The following is a 3,795-nucleotide window of genomic DNA, read 5'->3' as shown; positions in this document are numbered from 1 at the left end:
GTTGGTTGCGGGAGTAGGATTTGAACCTACGACCTTCAGGTTATGAGCCTGACGAGCTACCGGGCTGCTCCATCCCGCGCCAGAGTGTTCTCTGTTGGGGTCATCGAAAGAGAGATACCGTATTGAGGGTTTGTTAGGTTTGGCAGTGACCTACTCTCCCACGTCTTGAGACGCAGTACCATTGGCGCGACAGTGCTTAACGGCCGGGTTCGGGATGGGACCGGGTGTTTCACTTGTGCTATGACCACCAAACCAAAGAAACCCTCAACATGTTGTCCAGATCGTTTTCACTGTTGTGTATGCTTTTGACTGTCTTTCGAAGGCGACGTTGAAGTCTGTCTTCTACTGGATCAAATCAAGCCTGTCGGACCATTAGTACCGGTCAACTGAACGCATTGCTGCGCTTACATCTCCGGCCTATCGACGTGGTGGTCTACCACGGTCCTCAGGGATACCTTGTTTTGAGGGGGGCTTCCCGCTTAGATGCCTTCAGCGGTTATCCTGTCCGATCATAGCTACCCTGCACTGCCGTTGGCACGACAACAGGTCCACCAGTGGATCGTTCACCCCGGTCCTCTCGTACTAGGGGCAACTCCTCTCAAGTATCCTACACCCACGGCAGATAGGGACCGAACTGTCTCACGACGTTCTAAACCCAGCTCACGTACCTCTTTAAACGGCGAACAGCCGTACCCTTGGGACCTGCTCCAGCCCCAGGATGAGATGAGCCGACATCGAGGTGCCAAACACTGCCGTCGATATGGACTCTTGGGCAGTATCAGCCTGTTATCCCCGGCGTACCTTTTATCCGTTGAGCGATGGCCCTTCCACTCGGGACCACCGGATCACTATGGCCGTCTTTCGACTCTGCTCGACTTGTCAGTCTCGCAGTCAGGCTGGCTTCTGCCATTGCACTCAACGAGCGATTTCCGACCGCTCTGAGCCAACCTTCGCGCGCCTCCGTTACGCTTTAGGAGGCGACCGCCCCAGTCAAACTACCCGCCACGCAGGGTCCCGGATCCGGATGACGGACCGCGGTTAGACATCAAGAGTGCGAAGGGTGGTATCTCAAGGAAGGCTCCACCGGAACTGGCGTTCCGGGTTCAAAGCCTACCACCTATCCTGCACATCACAATCCTGATGCCAGTGCGAAGCTGTAGTAAAGGTGCACGGGGTCTTTCCGTCTAACCGCGGGAAACCTGCATCTTGACAGGTAATTCAATTTCGCTGAGTCGATGTTGGAGACAGCGGGGAAGTCGTTACGCCATTCGTGCAGGTCGGAACTTACCCGACAAGGAATTTCGCTACCTTAGGACCGTTATAGTTACGGCCGCCGTTTACCTGGGCTTCAATTCAAGGCTCTCACCTCTCCTTTTAACCTTCAGGCACCGGGCAGGCGTCAGACCCTATACGTCGTCTTGCGACTTCGCAGAGCCCTGTGTTTTTAATAAACAGTCGCCACCCCCTGGTTTGTGCCCCCAGCCAATACTTGCGTAGAAACTGGGCCTCCTTCTCGCGAACTTACGGAGGTATTTTGCCGAGTTCCTTCAACATCGTTCTCTCAAGCGCCTTGGTATTCTCTACCAGTCCACCTGTGTCGGTTTAGGGTACGATCTGACGGAGGGCTATTTCCAGGGACTGATCAGCGGCCCACCCAATCCGATAAGGGTGAACAACCTTCACAATCCGTCACATCCTCCTGGCCCAGGAATATTAACCTGGTTCCCATCGACTACGCCTTTCGGCCTCGCCTTAGGGGTCGGCTTACCCTGCTCAGATTAGCTTTAAGCAGGAACCCTTGGACTTTCGGCGAGAGTGTCTCTCACACTCTTTGTCGCTACTCATGTCATCATTCTCGCTAGTGATCTCTCCACCGGATGGCTCACGCCCCGGCTTCATCGAAAGAACTTATGCTTGTGCTACCGCTTCGCTACTTGAGCACGGGGCCCAGATAACAACGCGATAATCAAGCAAAGTTCTATGTCACACTACGCTCTGCTACCATGCCTTGCGGCATCCTCAGCTTCGGCTCATGGCTTGAGCCCCGTTACATCTTCGCCGCAGGACAACTTGATTAGACCAGTGAGCTGTTACGCTATCTTTAAAGGATGGCTGCTTCTAAGCCAACCTCCTGGTTGTTTTGGTCGTCCCACCTGCTTTCCCACTTAGCCATGAATTAGGGGCCTTAGCTGGAGGTCAGGGTTGTTTCCCTCTCCACTACGGACGTTAGCATCCGCAGTGTGTCTGCCATCTAGTACTCCTCGGTATTCGGAGTTTGGTTAGGATCAGTAAGCCGGTAAGGCCCCATTACCCATCCAGTGCTCTACCCCCGAGGGTATTCGGATGACGCTCTACCTAAATAGATTTCGCAGAGAACCAGCTATCTCCGAGTTTGATTGGCCTTTCACCCCTAGGCACAACTCATCCCGACCTTTTTCAACAGGTGTGGGTTCGGACCTCCAGTAAGTGTTACCTTACCTTCATCCTGGTCATGCCTAGATCACTCGGTTTCGGGTCTGATCCCACGAACTCGACGCCCTATTAAGACTCGCTTTCGCTGCGCCTACACCTAACGGCTTAAGCTTGCACGTGAGACCAAGTCGATGACCCATTATACAAAAGGTACGCTGTCAGGGCGCAAGGCCCCTCCAACTGATTGTAGGCGTTCGGTTTCAGGTACTGTTTCACTCCCCTCGTCGGGGTGCTTTTCACCTTTCCCTCACGGTACTGGTTCGCTATCGGTCAGTAAGGAGTACTTAGCCTTCGAAGGTGGTCCTCCGATCTTCAGACAGAATTTCACGTGTTCCGCCCTACTTAATACGTCCAATCATGCTTCATATACGGGACTGTCACCCACTGTGGTTGCGCTTCCCAACGCATTCTATTCACATTCATGGCTCGGCTGGTCCCCGTTCGCTCGCCGCTACTAGGGGAGTATCAATTGATGTCCTTTCCTCCGGGTACTTAGATGTTTCAGTTCCCCGGGTTTGCTTTTATAACCCTATGTATTCAGGTCATAAATACCTGGTCATGCTCATTATCGAGAGCCTCGCGGCTAACAATAACAAACATTCAGGTGGGTTCCCCCATTCAGAAATCCATGGATCAAAGCCTATTCTCGGCTCCCCATGGCTTATCGCAGAGTATCACGTCTTTCATCGCCTCTTACTGCCAAGGCATTCACCAAACGCCCTTTTCGCGCTTGATTTGATCCAGAAAAAGAAAGACTTGCGTCAATCGCGGAAAGCAGAAGCTGGTAAGAAACTGCCATCCCTTATTCTGAACCAAAAGCATACTTTCCCGCCTGGCTTGCGCCAGACATTGGTTCGACTCGCGTCGAACCGGGTTAGTGTACTTGACTTGGACAACTCTGTTCGTTTCGGCAGGCAGACGCATGGGCGGTCGAGGAAACAACCGCGTCAGACGCTCGCCCCGAGGGGCACCAGACCGAGATCATCCCGCTACTCCGGGCGATCAAACAGTGTTGATTGTCACTTCGAGATTGCTCTCAAAGTGACGGTATCTCTCTATACGATGTCAATTCGTCTGCAGAACAGACGTTCAAACATTCGGCGAATGCTTGAAGATGTGTTCTGCGGAATATGGTGGAGCCTAGGAGGATCGAACTCCTGACCTCCTGAATGCAAATCAGGCGCTCTCCCAGCTGAGCTAAGGCCCCCAAGGTGATTTTGTCCTGCAAAATCGCCGATGGCCGACAGGCGTTTCCAAAGGAAATGCCGGGAGGCGTCGTTGGCGATTCTGCTGGCCGCTCTCATTGATTGCCGCGCAACCAAT

At 53.3% G+C, this 3,795-nt stretch carries 2 tRNA genes and 2 rRNA genes; all 4 read right to left on the bottom strand.

Annotation, left to right across the window (positions count from 1 at the left end):
* Window positions 1-2: 2 nt before the first annotated feature.
* Window positions 3-79 (bottom strand) — tRNA-Met (locus AB9K34_RS00710).
* Window positions 80-137: 58 nt separating this feature from the next.
* Window positions 138-252: ribosomal RNA gene (gene rrf, locus AB9K34_RS00705) — 5S ribosomal RNA — on the bottom strand.
* 99 nt (window positions 253-351) lie between these two features.
* Window positions 352-3,208, bottom strand: a 23S ribosomal RNA gene (locus AB9K34_RS00700).
* 395 nt (window positions 3,209-3,603) lie between these two features.
* Window positions 3,604-3,679 (bottom strand) — tRNA-Ala (locus tag AB9K34_RS00695).
* Window positions 3,680-3,795: the final 116 nt, after the last annotated feature.

Origin of the sequence: Sedimentitalea sp. XS_ASV28 (genome assembly GCF_041224545.1) — a bacterium.
GTDB lineage: Bacteria > Pseudomonadota > Alphaproteobacteria > Rhodobacterales > Rhodobacteraceae > Sedimentitalea.
Note: the sequence above shows the minus strand (reverse complement) of the source record. Positions and strands in the feature narration are given on the sequence as shown.